The organism is Streptomyces sp. NPDC058877, from assembly GCF_042742855.1.
Lineage (GTDB): Bacteria > Actinomycetota > Actinomycetes > Streptomycetales > Streptomycetaceae > Streptomyces.
On the sequence record NZ_JBHYMF010000182.1, the window covers coordinates 1 to 13680 of the forward strand.

The 13680-nt window shown below is 71.9% G+C and carries 11 protein-coding genes; 4 read left to right on the forward strand and 7 right to left on the reverse strand.

Features of this window, described 5'->3' with window-relative positions:
- The 3 genes from ACFW2Y_RS29310 to ACFW2Y_RS29320 all read right to left on the reverse strand — a co-directional run.
- A partial coding sequence (locus tag ACFW2Y_RS29310; RefSeq protein WP_384885191.1) for a SpoIIE family protein phosphatase occupies positions 1-1962 on the reverse strand: 1962 nt, incomplete at its 3' end.
- Positions 1963-2273: 311 nt separating this feature from the next.
- A complete protein-coding gene (locus tag ACFW2Y_RS29315) occupies positions 2274-2939 on the reverse strand; it encodes a DUF402 domain-containing protein (RefSeq protein ID WP_384885192.1) in 666 nt (221 codons plus the stop codon).
- 190 nt (positions 2940-3129) lie between these two features.
- Positions 3130-4530 (reverse strand): class II fumarate hydratase, encoded by a 1401-nt coding sequence (locus ACFW2Y_RS29320; protein ID WP_384885194.1) that lies wholly within the window; start codon positions 4528-4530, stop codon positions 3130-3132.
- A gap of 137 nt (positions 4531-4667) precedes the next feature.
- Here ACFW2Y_RS29320 and ACFW2Y_RS29325 point away from each other — a divergent pair, with 137 nt between their 5' ends.
- On the forward strand, positions 4668-6197 hold the full coding sequence (locus ACFW2Y_RS29325; RefSeq protein WP_384885196.1) for a ricin-type beta-trefoil lectin domain protein: 1530 nt from the start codon (positions 4668-4670) through the stop codon (positions 6195-6197).
- A 126-nt stretch (positions 6198-6323) separates the two neighbouring features.
- Here ACFW2Y_RS29325 and ACFW2Y_RS29330 read toward each other — a convergent pair whose 3' ends face one another.
- From ACFW2Y_RS29330 to ACFW2Y_RS29340, 3 genes are all read right to left on the reverse strand, one after another.
- On the reverse strand, positions 6324-6962 hold the full coding sequence (locus tag ACFW2Y_RS29330; protein ID WP_384885197.1) for a lipoprotein: 639 nt from the start codon (positions 6960-6962) through the stop codon (positions 6324-6326).
- 366 nt (positions 6963-7328) lie between these two features.
- The gene (locus ACFW2Y_RS29335; protein ID WP_384885199.1) at positions 7329-7958 is read right to left on the reverse strand and encodes an HAD family acid phosphatase; all 630 of its coding nucleotides are present in this window, start codon (positions 7956-7958) and stop codon (positions 7329-7331) included.
- 226 nt (positions 7959-8184) lie between these two features.
- A complete protein-coding gene (locus ACFW2Y_RS29340; protein WP_384885200.1) occupies positions 8185-9852 on the reverse strand; it encodes a fumarate hydratase in 1668 nt (555 codons plus the stop codon).
- A gap of 537 nt (positions 9853-10389) precedes the next feature.
- Between ACFW2Y_RS29340 and ACFW2Y_RS29345 the strand changes: the two genes are divergently transcribed.
- On the forward strand, positions 10390-11088 hold the full coding sequence (locus tag ACFW2Y_RS29345) for a DUF1707 domain-containing protein (protein ID WP_384885202.1): 699 nt from the start codon (positions 10390-10392) through the stop codon (positions 11086-11088).
- A gap of 262 nt (positions 11089-11350) precedes the next feature.
- Entirely contained in the window at positions 11351-11722 is a 372-nt protein-coding gene (locus ACFW2Y_RS29350; RefSeq protein WP_030692804.1) for a WhiB family transcriptional regulator, read from the forward strand.
- 118 nt (positions 11723-11840) lie between these two features.
- On the opposite strand, the gene glpX is transcribed toward ACFW2Y_RS29350, so the two are convergent.
- Positions 11841-12875 (reverse strand): class II fructose-bisphosphatase, encoded by a 1035-nt coding sequence (gene glpX / locus ACFW2Y_RS29355; RefSeq protein WP_384885203.1) that lies wholly within the window; start codon positions 12873-12875, stop codon positions 11841-11843.
- A gap of 117 nt (positions 12876-12992) precedes the next feature.
- Between glpX and ACFW2Y_RS29360 the strand changes: the two genes are divergently transcribed.
- Entirely contained in the window at positions 12993-13535 is a 543-nt protein-coding gene (locus tag ACFW2Y_RS29360) for a DUF4245 domain-containing protein (RefSeq protein ID WP_384885205.1), read from the forward strand.
- Positions 13536-13680 lie beyond the last annotated feature (145 nt).

Genomic DNA, 13680 nt, shown 5'->3' on the forward strand with positions numbered 1-13680 from the left:
GGTGCGGGTGGCCAGCTCGAACCAGACCACCTTGCCGCCCGAAAGACGGGTCGCCCCCCACCGCCGGGCCAACCGGTTCACCAGGAAGAGTCCGCGCCCGCCCTCGTCCGTGTCGCGCGCCCGCCGCTGCCGGGGCAGCTGCGGGGAATCGTCCCCGACCTCGCACCTCAGCACGTCCGTCCGCAGCAGCCGCAGCGTCACCGGCCGCTCCGCGTACCGCACGGCGTTCGTCACGACCTCGCTGACCAGCAGCTCGACCGAGTCCGTCAGCTCCTCCAGGTCCCAGCGGGCCAGCGCCCGCCGCGCGAGCCGTCGGGCCCGACCGGGAGCCGCGTCCTCCGGTTCCAGGAACCAGTACGCGACGTCGCTCGGCGCGATCCCGTCGAAGCGGGCCGCGAGCAGCGCGATGTCATCGTCCCGGTCGCCCGGACCCAGCATGTCGAGGACGTCGTCACAGAGCGCCTCCAGCGGCGGCGAGTGGTCCGGGCCGGTCAACTGCGCGGTCGCCACGAGACGCTCCCGCAGCTGCTCGATCCCGGTCCACACGTCCCGCAGCCGGGACTCCACCAGGCCGTCCGTGTAGAGGAGCAGCGTGGCGCCGGCCGGGGCGTCCAGCTCGACCGCCTCGAAGTCCACCCCGCCGACCCCGATCGGGGCGCCGGGCGGCACCCGCAGCACCTCGGCCCGGCCGCCCAGGTGCAGCAGTATCGGCGGCGGATGGCCCGCGTTGGCCACGGTGATCCGGTGCGAGACCGGGTCGTACACCGCGTACATGCAGGTCGCCATGCGGTTCTCGCCGAGCCGCTGCGCCTGCTCGTCCAGGTGGTGCAGCACCTCCTGCGGCGGCAGGTCCAGCCCGGCCAGGGTCTGCGCGGTGGTGCGCAACTGCCCCATGATCGCGGCCGAGGTCATGGAGTGGCCCATGACGTCGCCGACGACCAGGGCGACCCGGCTGCCGGGCAGCGGGATCGCGTCGTACCAGTCGCCGCCGACCCGGGCGGTCTCGGCCGCCGGCAGGTAGCGCGAGGCGAGCCGCACGCCGGTCGGCTGCGGCAGTGAGTCCGGCAGCATGGTCCGCTGGAGTTCGTCCGCGATGTACGCCTCGCGGCCGTACAGCACGGCCTTGTCGATGCCGAGCGCGGTGTGCGTGGCCAGTTGGGCGGCGACGAGCAGGTCGTTCGGCTCGAAGCCGGCCCGCTCGGGGCGGCGCAGGAACACCGTGGCACCGATCACCCGACGTCGGCCGCGCAGCGGCGCGAGGACCGCCCGCAGCCCGCCGGGCAGCGGGTGCTCCGGACCGAGCAGCTCGGTCAGTGCCGTCCGGGCCGCCGCGGAGTCGCCGAAGACCGGCCGTACCCCGCGCAGCACTTCGGCGAGCGCCCCGCCGTTCCGCACCTCGCAGAGTTCGGCTGCGGGGGTCGGTTCCGGATTGGGGACGAGGACGAGCTCCTCGCTGTCCACTTCGCTTAACCGGAGCCGGTCGGTGCGGCGCAGCCGCAGCACGAACGGCGCCACCGGCCGCTCGTCACCCACCGGGAGCGGGTCGCGGAGGTAGACCAGGATCTCGTCGGAGAAGGTCGGCACGGTGGCCCGGCACAGGCCGAGGACGATCTCGTCGAGGTCGATGCCGCGGGCGATGCGCCGGGTCGCGGCGCCGACGAACCGCAGTCGGTCGCCCTCCCGCCGCGCGGCGATGTCCCCGCTCCGCGCCCCGCCGCCGGGAGGCTGCGGCGAAACGGCGACGGCCACGGCCCCGGGACGGCCGGTGCCGCCCGCCCCGGTGGGCGGTGCGGGAGCGCCCGCGCCCGAGGGCGCGGCGGGCGCTTGGCTCCCCGGCCCGCTCTGCTGTGCGGGCACGTCGGAGGGCAGGCCGGCCGCCGCCTCCTGGCGAGGGCGCGCGCGTTCCTGCGGTCGCGCAGCCAGGGGCTGTCGGCCTTCGTGGGAGGTGGGATGCTCCGTCACGCGTGGGATTCCGTCCGTCCGGGCCGGTGGTGCGATGCACTCGCTCTTCTCGCCGATGCCGCGCCTTCGGCGGGGGTAAACCCCTCGGATGCAACGGATGTGGACGTTCCGCGAACGGCGGCAGCGGCAGGGGGCGCAACATCCGGGCGCACGTCCGGCACTGTTCTCCCCCTCGTGGATGACTTCTGGTCAGGTCCTGTGTCTTGTTGGCTCTTTGACGTGCTGTCTCATTGATCTGACGTGGTGTCCGGTTCGTCTCTGCCGTGCGGAGGACGATCCTACGTTTGCACCCCGGGGGCGCTTCAAGGGTCTCACGACGCCGTGTGCGCCGGGGTGCGGTCCCAGTCCGCCGGTAGCTCGGGAACCCGCCACCGAGGATCGGGCCGCCAGTCCTCCCAGCCGTCCGCGAAGGGCGCCCCCCACTCCTCGATCCGCTCCACCGCCAGCCGCCCCGCGGCCCGTACCCGGGCGGCTTGCGCCGCACCCATCAGGCCGGAGCGCTGGGCCTGCGCGAACTCGTCCTCGTCGCGCCACAGCCAGCTGCGGTCGGGATAGACGGAGATGTCGAGGAAGTGGTCCTCGGAGTCGAGGCCGCCGGACCACCGGACGCGCGGCTCCTCCAGGTTCACGTACCAGCTGCGGAAGCGCCAGCCGCGCTCCCAGAACAGCCACACCGACCACGGGTCGCCGGGCCGGGCCAGCTTGAGCACCCCGCTTCCCGACCAGTGGGTGCGCTCGGTGGTCCGCGGGGCCGTGTAGCGGGTGGCGAGCGGCTCGTCGTGGACGGAGGTGCCGTCGGCGAGCACGGGGCGGACGCACTCGGTGCCGGGGGCCATCCAGACCGCGATCAGCTCGGGGGTGTCCTGCACGACCGTCACCGGTCGGCAGATGTGCACCGCTCCGGTGCCGTTGCCGCGGTAGCGCCAGAGGATGTGTTCCCCCGGCGCCCAGTGCTGGAAGTCGCCCGATCCTGTCATGCGCAGATCTTAGGGGCGCGTTCCCGCCACTGCTGCGTCACGGGTCACGGATGAGTCAGGGGCCGTTCCCGGCCACTGAGCCGCCCCGCCCGGGGGCCGCCCCCACCCGCGGGCGGGCCCCCACACGCGGCCGGGCCCCACTTCCGGGCGGGGCCCCACTCGGGTGTTCCCGCCCCCGGGACGCTCCCGCTCAGGGGCGCGTCATCCGCAGCACGTCCAGCGCCTCGTCCAGCTGCTCGACCGTGAGCTCGCCCCGCTCGACGTAACCGGACTCCAGCACCACCTCGCGGATGGTCTTCCGTTCGGCGAGGGACCTCTTCGCGACCTTGGCCGCCTCCTCGTAGCCGATGTACCCGTTCAGCGGGGTGACCACGGAGGGGGAGGACTCGGCGTACTCGCGGGCGCGCTCCGCGTTGGCGGTGGTCCCGTCGATCGTGCGGTCGGCCAGCAGCCGGGAGGCGTTGGCGAGCAGCCGTACGGACTCCAGGAGGTTCTTGGCCATCACCGGCAGCATCACGTTGAGCTCGAAGTTCCCGGCCGCGCCCGCCACCGCCACGGTGGTGTCGTTTCCGGTCACCTGGGCGGCGACCATGAGGACCGCCTCGGGGATCACCGGGTTCACCTTGCCCGGCATGATCGAAGAGCCGGGCTGGAGGTCGGGGAGGTTGATCTCGGCGAGGCCGGTGCGCGGGCCGCTGGCCATCCAGCGCAGGTCATTGGCGATTTTGGTGAGGCCGACGGCAATGGTCCTGAGCTGCCCGGACGTCTCCACCAGGGCGTCCCGGGCACCCTGCGCCTCGAAGTGGTCCCGGGCCTCGGACAGCGGCAGGCCGGTGGTGCGGGCGACCTCCTCGATGACGGCCGCGGAGAAGCCGGTCGGGGTGTTGATGCCGGTGCCCACCGCCGTACCGCCGAGGGGGAGTTCGGCGAGCCGGGGGAGCGCGGAACGCAGCCGCTCCGCACCGTACCTGACCTGGGCCGCGTAGCCGCCGAACTCCTGGCCGAGGGTGACCGGGGTGGCGTCCATGAGATGGGTGCGGCCGGACTTCACCACGCGTGCGAATTCGGCCGATTTTCGCTCCAGGGCGGTGGCCAGGTGGTCGAGGGCGGGGATCAGGTCGCGGGTGACGGCGGCGGTGGCCGCGATGTGGATGGAGGAGGGGAAGACGTCGTTCGAGGACTGGGAGGCGTTGACGTGGTCATTGGGGTGGACCTCGCGCCCCTCGGGGAGCCGCTCGGTGGCGAGCGTGGCGATCACCTCGTTGGCGTTCATGTTGGACGAGGTGCCCGAGCCGGTCTGGAAGACGTCCACCGGGAAGTGTTCGTCCCAGCGGCCCTCGGCGACCTCGTCCGCGGCGGAGGCGATCGCTTCCGCGCGGTCCTCGTCGATCACGCCCAGTGCGGCGTTGACCTTGGCCGCCGCGGCCTTGATCCGACCCAGGGCCTCGATGTGGGCGCGCTCCAGCCGCTGGCCCGAGATCGGGAAGTTCTCCACGGCCCGCTGGGTCTGGGCCCGCCACTTGGCGTGTGCGGGGACCCGCACCTCCCCCATGGAGTCGTGCTCGATGCGGTGTCCGTCGTCCTTGCTCATGGGGTCGACCTCCTGGCTGTGTCCGTCGGGGGCCCTCGAACCCCCTGAAAAAGATGAGCACTTGTCTTGTTCGATGTATTCCCAAGGCGCTTACCGGCCAGTAAAAACCGTGGGTAACCCCACTTCCAGGAGGCGCAATGCAGCGCACCAGGTACAGACTCCGCTGGCCCGTCGCCGCCCTTGCCGCAGCCGCAGCGGCTCTCGGCAGCATGACCGCCGCGGCCCCCGCCGGCGCGGTCGACACGAGCACCGCGGCCGGAATCACCTCCGTGCCGCTCCCTCCCGAGCTGGAGGCGATCCGGGCCGCCGAGGCCACGAAGATCTACGGCAGCCCCGAGGAACGCCCGCTCGCCGAGCGCAAGACCGGTCTGATCTCGCTCGGCGACAGCGAGATCTCCGGAGAGGGGGTCGGCACCTACGAGTCCCCCACCAACGGGCCCACCAACTGGTGCCACCGCTCCCCGGACTCCGCCATCCACCGCACCGGGATCCCCGCGGACCTCACCTTCAACGTGGCCTGCTCCGGCGCGTACACCGGCAACATCCGGATCGGCGGCGCGAAGCAGTACGCCGACGAGCTCGTCCAGAGCGACAACCTCGCCGTCAAGGCCCGCAACACCCGCATCAAGATGGTCCTGCTCGTCGCCGGTGCCAACGACGACCTGCAGTTCGGGCCGGTCATGACCGACTGCGTCCAGCGCTACGTGCTCAGCCAGGGCGCCTGCGAGCCGAAGTACGCCCCCGGCTGGCAGGCCCGTGTCGACGGCCTCGTCCCCAAGGTCGAGCAGACCGTCCGCGACCTCAAGACCGTCATGCGCGACGCCGGGTACGCCGACGGCGACTACAAGCTCGTCGTCATGGGCTACCCCAGCCCGATCGGCCCGGACTTCCGGGACAACCCGAACTTCCCCGGCAAGCTCGTCTGCGGCGGCATGGGCTACGACTCCGACACCGCATGGGGCCGCAACACGGCCGTCCCCGCCTTCGAGCGCGGCATGCGCCGGGTCGCCGCCGAGACCGGGGCCGTCTACCTGGACAACTCGCGCCTCTTCCACGGCCACGAGGTCTGCATGGAGGACACCTGGGCCCGGGGCCTCTACATCGACCTCTCCAAGCCCGGCGGCCTCGACGAGAACTCCGTGCGCCAGTCCTTCCACCCCAACAAGAAGGGCCACGCCGCCTTCGCGTCCTGCCTGACCCAGATCTACGACTCCGGCCTGCGCGAGGCGAGCTGCGCCGACGTCGACTCCTCCGGCACGCCGACGCTCTTCCCGCTCGCCTGGGACGACGCCTACCAGCCGCTGAAGAACCGGGCGACCGGCGACTGCACGGACGTGGCGGCGGCCGAGTCGGCCAACGGCACCGCGGTGCTCGGTTGGGACTGCCACGGCGGCCGGAACCAGGGCTGGTGGCACGACCCCGCCCGGCAGACCGTCCACACCGAGCTCACCCAGGACCGCTGCCTGGACGTCCCCGCCTCCTCGTACCAGGCGGGCAAGGCGCTCCTCGTCTGGAACTGCCACGGTGGCACCAACCAGAAGTTCGTCCGTGACGGCGCCACGATCCGGCCCGCCGCCGCGACCGGGCTCTGCCTCACCCAGGGGGCGGCGAAGGAGTCGATCCGGCTCCAGAACTGCAACGGCTCCGCGAACCAGGAGTTCGTGTAGCCGGTACCCCACCAGAAGCGCCGTGGCTCCCCGTCCGGTGCGGGACGGGGGGTCACGGCTCCGCCCGGGAGGGCTCCACGCCTCCCCCCGGGCCCCGCGCCGCCACCCCCGTGCGGAAGCGGTTCCTCAGAGGGGCTGCACCGTGGTGCGGGCCAGTTCGTAGGCCGGGAGCATCGCCCGGTGCTCGTCGGTGTCGAACCCGCCGAGGTGCACGATGACGGTCCCGGCGGGGACGGCGACGGCGAAGGCCCGTTCTTCCTTGGGCCCGTCCATCAGTTCGTTGTGGACGGTGTACGTCACCTCGACCACGGGCACCGCACCCGCCCCGGTCTCCCGGTAGGAGACGTCCGTGGTCTTCGCCTCCGCCCGCACGAAGCCCTCGAGGGCCGCGCGCGCCGGCCCCTTCTCGGACGTCCACACGCGCAGGTAGCCGATGTGTCCGGCCGGTTTGGCGTCCACCTCGCAGCGGACGACCGCGGGGCCCTGATGGGTGAGCCAGGTCAACTCCGGGTCCTCCGTGCCCTCGACCGCCTTCGGTTCCCAGCCCTCCGCGAGGGCGAAGGACACGGGCAGCGCGCAGGCGGAGCCCGGACCGCCCAGGCGCGCGGACGCCTCCGCCGCGCCGGCTGCCCCCCGCGTCGTCGAGGTGGCGCTCGGCGCGGGGGCCCCGGGCGGTGGGGTGGTGCCGCAGGCGGTCAGTAGCAGCCCGGCCGCCACCAGGGCGGCGGGGGCGGTCGTGTGCGGGGTGCGTGCTCCTTCTTGCATGGCTCCATGATCCCCGACCCGGATGCGCGGGACGCGGCCGGAGGGGCGGATCCGTGATGATCACCGGACGGGGCGGATCGAGCCGGGGCGTCGCACGGAGGCAGGACGTGATCCGCAGCTTCGGACGGGCCGGCGTGCTCTGCGTCGGCACCTTCGTCCTGAACGGCGGCCCGGGCGGTCGTACTGCCCCCGGACCCTCACCGGCTTCGACGCCTCGGACCGGACGGCGGTCGCGTTCGACGTCGCCGTCACTGGCGGCACGGGCGACTTCGAGGAGGCCCGTGGACGCGTCCGCACGACCCCCGACGGCGACTGCCGGCGCACGGAGTCCCGCATGTCGGCCCGCGCTGACCGCCGGCGCCCCGCTCAGGACAGCTTGCCGCCGTAGTCGGGGAGCTTGAAGGTGCGCTCGGCGTGACCGCCGACGAGGTCGGACGTGTTGTTGCCGATGTTCGCGATGATCGTGTAGCCCTTCGCCTCGATCTCGGCGCGCTTCTCGGTCTTGTACGCGCTCACCTCGCCGAACAGGTCGGGCAGCGAGCGCACGTACAACCCGTCGACCGGGTATCCGGCCTTCTTCAGGTTCCAGTCCGTCAGGGAGTGGATGATGCCCGGGCGGGCGGTCACGAAGAAGACGGCCACCCCACGCGCATGGGCGTCCCGGACGAGGTCCCGGACGTCCGCGATGGCCGGGGTCGGCAGCTCCCAGAAGGGGTGGAAGTCGGTCTCCAGGGAGCTGTTGTCGATGTCGAGGACGAGCGCCTGCTTCTCGCGGCCGGCGTCCTCGGCACGGGCCTCGACGTAGGGGCGGGCCTCGGCGACGACGGCCGCCACGTCACGGCGCCAGGTCGTGTAGTCGACGTCCGCGAACGCGGCGGCCGAGGTCAGGTGCGCGTCGGGGGAGGAGGCGGATGCGGCCGGCGCGGGACCGACGACGAGCAGCGCCGTCAGGCCGAGGACGGCAGAGGTGGCGGCGGTGGCCTTGGTGGAGGACATGGGGGGCTCCCGAGTGGTCGACCGGCTCAGTGGTTGACATGCTCGCGCCCCATACTGGCCAGTAGGCGACGGGAAGGCTACCGGTCGGTAGCGGATTTCTGAGCGGAGATCGACACGGCGGAACCGCGACGCCCCCGTTCCCTCGGGGGCACGGGGGCGTCGCGGGCCCCGCACGGACCTCGTGGGAGCCGCACGGGATCCGGGCCCCTCAAGGGGGCCCGCAGGATCAGGCGAGACCGGGGCCGCGCACCGGGATGTGCGTGAAGGTGGGCTCGGGCGCAGGGTTCTGGAAGAAGTCGTTCCCCTTGTCGTCGACGACGATGAAGGCCGGGAAGTCCTCGACCTCGATCTTCCAGACCGCCTCCATGCCGAGCTCCTCGTACTCGACGACCTCGACCTTCTTGATGCAGTCCTGGGCGAGGCGCGCCGCCGGGCCGCCGATCGAGCCGAGGTAGAAGCCGCCGTGCGCGCCGCAGGCGTCCGTGACCTGCTTGCTCCGGTTGCCCTTCGCCAGCATGACCTTCGAGCCGCCCGCCGCCTGGAACTGCTCCACGTACGAGTCCATGCGGCCGGCCGTCGTCGGGCCGAAGGAGCCGGAGGCGTAACCCTCGGGGGTCTTCGCCGGGCCCGCGTAGTAGACCGGGTGGTCCTTCAGGTACCGGGGCATCTCCTCGCCCGCGTCCAGGCGCTCCTTGATCTTGGCGTGCGCGATGTCGCGCGCCACGACCAGCGGGCCGCTGAGCGACAGCCGGGTCTTCACCGGGTACTTGGTCAGCTCGGCGAGGATCTCGTCCATCGGCTGGTTGAGGTCGATCTTCACGACCTCCCCGGCCTCCAGGTGCGCGTCCTCGGTCTCCGGCAGGAAGCGCGCCGGGTCGGTCTCCAACTGCTCCAGGAAGACGCCCTCGGCAGTGATCTTGGCGACCGCCTGGCGGTCGGCCGAGCAGGACACGGCGATGGCGACGGGCAGCGAGGCGCCGTGGCGGGGGAGGCGGACGACGCGGACGTCGTGGCAGAAGTACTTGCCGCCGAACTGCGCGCCGATGCCGATCTTCTGCGTGAGCTCGAAGACCTTCTCCTCCAGCTCCTTGTCGCGGAAGCCGTGGCCGGTCTCGGCCGAGCCCTCGGCGGGCAGCTCGTCCAGGTAGTGCGCGGAGGCGTACTTCGCGGTCTTGAGCGCGAACTCGGCGCTGGTGCCGCCGACGACGATCGCCAGGTGGTACGGCGGGCACGCGGCCGTGCCGAGCGAGCGGATCTTCTCCTCCAGGAACTTCATCATGGAGGCCTCGTTCAGAACCGCCTTGGTCTCCTGGTAGAGGAAGGACTTGTTCGCCGAGCCGCCGCCCTTGGCCATGAAGAGGAACTTGTACGCGCCGCCGTCGGTCGCGTACAGCTCGATCTGCGCGGGCAGGTTCGAGCCGGTGTTCTTCTCCTCCCACATGGTGACCGGGGCCATCTGCGAGTAGCGCAGGTTCAGCTTGGTGTACGCGTCGTAGATGCCCTGCGACAGGGCCTTCTCGTCCTCGCCCCGGGTGAGGACGTTCTGGCCGCGCTTGCCCATGACGATCGCGGTGCCGGTGTCCTGGCACATGGGGAGCACGCCGGCGGCGGCGATGTTCGCGTTCTTCAGCAGGTCGAGCGCGACGAACTTGTCGTTGCTCGACGCCTCCGGGTCGTCGATGATCCGGCGCAGCTGGGCCAGGTGCGCCGGGCGCAGGAAGTGCTGGATGTCGTGGATGGCCTCGGCGGCCAGCGCCCGCAGCGCCTCCGGCTCCACCGTGAGGAACGTACGCCCGTCGGCCTCGAAGGTGGAGACGCCTTCGGAGGTCACCAGGCGGTAGGGCGTGGTGTCCTCTCCCAGGGGGAGCAGATCGGAGTACGCAAACTCAGGCATGACGGCGGCCATTCCTCACTCGGCAGACAGCGGCGTCGCCTCCGTTGGCGGCGCGTCCTCCAGCGTAAGACGCGCGCGCGGCCCCGATCCTGTGAGGTAAGGCTCACTGGAGGGCGGGACCCCGCCGGAACGGCGTGTTTCCGTGGGCCGGGCCGGTGTGTCGTCGGGGGCGCCGGGCCGGTGTGCCCTCGGGGTGGAGGGGGCGGGCGGGAGAGGCGCGCGCCGGTGTCGTGCGACGGTGCGCGGCGGTGTCGCGCGGCGGACGGCTGTGGAGTGCGCGGACGGCGGGGCTCCGTCCGCGCCGGGCCCGACCCGGTGGCCGTCCCCGGGCGGGACCGTGGGGCCACGGCTCCCGTCGTGGGGGCAAGGTGCCGGTGGTGCGGGCGCGTTCGGGAGCGGGAGCTCCTCCCGTGCCCCGCCGTCCGGCCCCGCTCGCACCCGTCGGCCCCCACCCGTTCGTCCCCACCCGTCCCCTAGGGGACGGGACCGGGGATCTCCCCCTGGTCGCGATCTATCGCGTTTCGCTAGGCTGGCTGCGTGGACCTCGAAAAGCAGCCCGAACCCGAGAAGAAGCCGCAGCGGTCGGCGGCCCCCACCGAGCCCGCCTTCGCCGATCCGCAGGGCTCGCTGCGGGCCTCGGACGCGGACCGGGACCGGATCGCGGACATCCTCAGGGACGCCCTGGCGGAGGGGCGGCTCGACGCGGAGGAGCACGCGGACCGGATCGACGCGGTCTACCGGGCCAAGACCGTGGGGGAGTTGGAGCCGATCGTCCGCGACCTGCCGGGCGCCCGCACCCACCACGAGCCCGAGCCCGCCCTGAGGAGCGAGCCGGGCCTCCCCGAGGGGCCCGCGGACAACCTCGTCGCGATCTTCTCCAGCACCACCCGCAAGGGACGTTGGCGGGTGGGCCGCCGGACGAACGCCTTCGCGCTCTTCGGGAGCATCGAGGTGGACCTGACCGAGGCGATCTTCGCCCAGCAGCTCACCACCATCAACGCCACCTCCATCTTCGGCAGCGTCGAGGTCCGGGTACCGGAGAACATCAGTCTGCGCGGCAACGGCAGCGGCATCTTCGGGAACTTCGAGGTCGTGACCCTGGAGGGGGTCGACCCGCAGGCTCCGCTCGTCGTCATCAACGGCTACTCGGTCTTCGGGAACGTCGAAGCGAGACCCAAGCGCGGCAAGTGGATCACCGACATCCAGGACAAGTTCAAGAAGCGTTCCGGGGACTGACCCCGGCCCCTCGGAAGCCGGGCTCCTCGCACCGGCGTCGACGCCATCTCGGCTTGCAGCAAAGGTCGTTGGGTGAAGTATGTGCTCCGAGTGTGGCGATGGGTGCGTCCGGGGGCATCCGTTGACCGTCCGGTGGTGACCGGAATTCGTCCCCGGGGCTCCGCAGTGCGGAACGGAACGGCACGCAGTGCATAGGCGCGCGCACAGCGGGTAGGGCTGGTGCATCGCCGCTCGCTCGCGAAGCCGTCGTCAGGAGTAGACCGTGCTGCAACTGCCGCATCAGCCCCTCCAGGTCGCCGCCGTGCCCCCTCAGCGCGCCCCTGCCCGGGAGGACGAGGCCGGTCCTTGGCATGCGGAGGCGGTGTGCCGCCGGGACGAGGCCGGACTCTTCTTCGCGCCTTCCAAGGAGCCGACCGCCGCACGGCTCGCCCGCGAGGAGGCGGCCAAGCGGGTCTGTGCGCGCTGCCCGGTGATGGTCGAGTGCCGCGAGCACGCACTGCTCCAGCCCGAGCCGTACGGAGTGTGGGGCGGGCTCACGGCTGCGGAGCGCCGTGTCGTCCTCGCCCGGCGGCGACGGCGCGAGGTGGAACTGCGTAAGGCGGCCGCGACCGAGCGGATCGCCCAGGCGGGCTGACGGGATCGCGGGGCCTTCGCCGGCCCTGGCCCGTACGAGGAGGGGCGCCCCCACCGCACATGGGGGCGCCCCTCTTCGTGCCGTCCGTCCGCGTCTCGGCGCCGTCCGGACCCGCGGGCTACTTCGCCCGGTCGAAGTCGATCGCGCTGTAGGCGCGCAGCTTCGAGAGCCGGTGCGTCGAGTCGATCTGGCGGATCGTGCCGGACTTCGAGCGCATGACCAGCGACTGGGTGGTCGCGGTCTCGGCGCGGTAGCGCACCCCGCGCAGCAGTTCGCCGTCGGTGATGCCGGTGGCGACGAAGAACACGTTCTCGCCGCTGACCAGGTCGTTCGTGGAGAGCACCCGGTCCAGGTCGTGGCCGGCGTCCAGGGCCTTCTGGCGCTCGGCGTCGTCCTTCGGCCACAGCTTGCCCTGGATCACGCCGCCGAGGCACTTGATGGCGCAGGCGGAGATGATGCCCTCGGGGGTGCCGCCGATGCCCATCAGCAGGTCGACGCCGGTGCCCTCGCGGACCGCCATGATCGAGCCGGCGACGTCGCCGTCCGAGATGAACTTGATCCGGGCGCCGGTCTCGCGGATCTCCTTGACGATGCCCTCGTGGCGGGGGCGGTCCAGGATGACGACCGTGATGTCCTCGGGCGAGGAGTTCTTCGCCTTGGCGACCCGGCGGATGTTGACCGAGACGGGCGCGTTGATGTCGACGAAGTCGGCGGCCTCGGGGCCGGTGACCAGCTTGTCCATGTAGAAGACCGCGGACGGGTCGAACATGGTGCCGCGGTCGGCGGCTGCCAGGACGGCGATCGCGTTCGGCATGCCCTTGGCGTTCAGCGTGGTGCCGTCGATCGGGTCGACCGCGATGTCGACCTCGGCGCCGGTGCCGTCGCCGACCCGCTCGCCGTTGAAGAGCATCGGGGCTTCGTCCTTCTCGCCCTCGCCGATGACGACGACGCCGTTCATCGAGACGGTGGAGATCAGGGTCCGCATGGCGTTGACCGCCGCGCCGTCCGCGCCGATCTTGTCTCCACGGCCGACCCAGCGGCCGGCGGCCATGGCGGCCGCCTCGGTGACGCGGACCAGCTCAAGGGCGAGGTTGCGGTCGGGGGCCTCGGGAGAAACGACAAGCTCGGGCGGAAGATGGTGGTGCTCGGTCATCGGAACGCACCTTTCTGTACGGCGACGGCCGGAAAAAAGAGGGTGCTGCGACTCTATCGTTAGGTCGACAAAATGAGCAGAGGGGCCCACGTATGAGCACGGCACCGTGATGCGACCATGGTGGGCGTGGCAGGTATGCGAGGCAGGCAGACGGTACGCGGGATGTTCCAGTCCCTCGGTGTGATCATGGTCGCCGCGGGCGTGATGTATCTCTTCATCCCGCACGACGAGGACGCGACCCCGGTCCGGGCGAAGGACTACCGGGTCGAGCTCCTCACGGCACAGCGGGCGGCGCCCTATCCGGTGCTGGCCCCGGAGGGGCTCGGCGACGACTGGAAGGCGACGGTCGTCTCGTACCGGCGCGAGGACGGCGACGCCTGGCAGCTCGGCTTCCTCTCCCCGGACACCCAGTACGTGGCCATCCACCAGTCGACGGCGGAGCCGGGCAAGTTCGTGCCCCGGGTCACCCAGAAGGCCAAGGACACCGGGAAGACCGAAACGGTGGCCGGCCAGGAGTGGCAGCGCTGGGAGGGGCCGAAGTACGACGCGCTCGTGCGCACCGACGGCGGTGCGACGACGGTGGTGACCGGCACGGCCTCGTTCGAGCAGCTGGCCGAGATGGCGGGCTCCCTCCGGTCCGAGGCGTCGCCGAAGGCCTGAGCGGTTCCGACGGGCCGCAGGCATGTGGGAGGGGCCCCGCACTCCAAGGAGATGCCGTTGGTTAATTCGGGGCCTGCCTACTTCGCCCTGTCGATCGTTTGGTCGGCGGGGCGAAGTGCTGCGAAGTGGCTGGTGCGGGTGCGGG

What these genes read in the sequence shown, in the direction of transcription:
- ACFW2Y_RS29315 (WP_384885192.1), bottom strand. Translation starts at nt 2,939, where the DNA reads ATGACAGGATCGGGCGACTTCCAGCACTGGGCGCCGGGGGAACACATC.
- ACFW2Y_RS29320 (WP_384885194.1), bottom strand. Translation starts at nt 4,530, where the DNA reads ATGAGCAAGGACGACGGACACCGCATCGAGCACGACTCCATGGGGGAG.
- ACFW2Y_RS29325 (WP_384885196.1), top strand. Translation starts at nt 4,668, where the DNA reads ATGCAGCGCACCAGGTACAGACTCCGCTGGCCCGTCGCCGCCCTTGCC.
- ACFW2Y_RS29330 (WP_384885197.1), bottom strand. Translation starts at nt 6,962, where the DNA reads ATGCAAGAAGGAGCACGCACCCCGCACACGACCGCCCCCGCCGCCCTG.
- ACFW2Y_RS29335 (WP_384885199.1), bottom strand. Translation starts at nt 7,958, where the DNA reads ATGTCCTCCACCAAGGCCACCGCCGCCACCTCTGCCGTCCTCGGCCTG.
- ACFW2Y_RS29340 (WP_384885200.1), bottom strand. Translation starts at nt 9,852, where the DNA reads ATGCCTGAGTTTGCGTACTCCGATCTGCTCCCCCTGGGAGAGGACACC.
- glpX (WP_384885203.1), bottom strand. Translation starts at nt 12,875, where the DNA reads ATGACCGAGCACCACCATCTTCCGCCCGAGCTTGTCGTTTCTCCCGAG.
- ACFW2Y_RS29360 (WP_384885205.1), top strand. Translation starts at nt 12,993, where the DNA reads ATGGTGGGCGTGGCAGGTATGCGAGGCAGGCAGACGGTACGCGGGATG.